At 68.7% G+C, this 1350-nt stretch carries 1 protein-coding gene; it reads right to left on the reverse strand.

The features are described 5' to 3' along the window. Positions 1 to 39: 39 nt before the first annotated feature. Positions 40 to 1283, reverse strand: a protein-coding gene (locus PYV02_RS15290; protein WP_420833647.1) for an IS3 family transposase whose coding sequence is annotated in 2 segments (ribosomal slippage) — positions 40 to 971 and positions 971 to 1283 — 1245 coding nt in all. Because the reading frame shifts where the segments join, the coding sequence is not laid out codon by codon here. Between the last annotated feature and the right edge of the window lie 67 nt (positions 1284 to 1350).

The following is a 1350-nucleotide window of genomic DNA, read 5'->3' on the forward strand; positions in this document are numbered from 1 at the left end:
GGGCCTTGACCCTTGATCGTGGACACGGTGTCGGTTCGGTTATGCCGCTTCCGCGAGGGTAGCGGACGCGGTCGCCGCGTAGGCGGCTTCGTAGGTGTTCGGGCTCACGTGGCCGATCGCGGAGTGACGCCGTCGGGTGTTGTAGCGGTTCGCCCACCGGAACACGGCCCGGTAGGCGGTGGCATGGTCGGGGAACGCTGCAGCGCCCTCGAGGAGCTCCCGTTTGAGTGCGGCATTGACGCTCTCCGCCAGTGAGTTGTCGGCACTCGATCCCACCGCCCCCATGGACTGTGTCACCTTCAGCCGCTCGCAGAGCTCGCCGTAGGCCTTCGACGTGTAGACCGACCCGTGGTCGCTGTGGAACACGGTGCCGGCCAGTGACCCGCGATCACGGGCCGCGGCGCGCAGGGCGTCTTCGACGAGTCCGGTGCGCATGTGGTCGGCGATCTGCCAACCGGCGAGCTTGCGGGAGCCGAGGTCGATGCAGGTGGCGAGGTAGAGGCTCGACCCGTCGGCGATGGGGAGGTAGGTGATGTCGCCGACGTACCGGCGGTTCGGCTCACCGATCGAGAAGTCCCGTCCGATGAGGTCGGGGAAACGGCGGCCGGACTGGTCCGGGATCGTCGTCTTCACCCGTCGGCGCAACCTGATCCCCGCAAGGCCGTTCTCTCGCATCACCCGCGCGACCCGCTTGTGATTCACCCGTCCAGCAGGGGCGACGCCGTCGTTCAGGTCGGCGGTGATCCGCGGCGCCCCGTAGGCGCGGTCGCCGCCCTGCGCCGGATCCTGCAGCACCCGGATCCGCGCCGCGAGAGCCGCGTCGTCGGCCGCGCGAGCGGCGCGTCCCGGCGCTGCTGCGAGCCAGGCGTAGAACGACGACCTGCCGATCTCGACGACCTCACACAACCGCTTCACGCCGTAGGCGTCCTTGTGGTCCTCAACGAACTGGAAGCGGTTCACCAGTTCGTCTCCCCGGCGAAATACTTCGCCGCCTGACGGAGAATGTCCCGCTCCGTCTCAAGCTTCAGCTTCTCCGCCTTCGACGCGGCCAGCTCGACCTCAAGCCGCGCGATCCGCGCCGCCTGCGACTCCGACCGCCCCGACGCCGGCACCGACGCCTGCGCGGTCGTCGCCCCGGTGCCGAGCTTCTCGACCCACTCCCGCAACGCGCCGCGAGAGATCCCGAGATCAGCCGCGATGCCCTTCAACGTCGCCCCAGGCGTGGACTCGTACAAGTCCACCGCCCGCTGCCGGAACTCGTCCGTGTAGTTCTTCCTTGCCATCCCTTGGATTCTCGCTTCCCCAGCGCCGTGCTGGAATCAGCGTGTCCAAGATCAGGGGTCAAGCCCC

Source organism: Antiquaquibacter metalliresistens, assembly GCF_029211225.1.
In the GTDB taxonomy this organism is placed as follows: domain Bacteria; phylum Actinomycetota; class Actinomycetes; order Actinomycetales; family Microbacteriaceae; genus Rhodoglobus; species Rhodoglobus metalliresistens.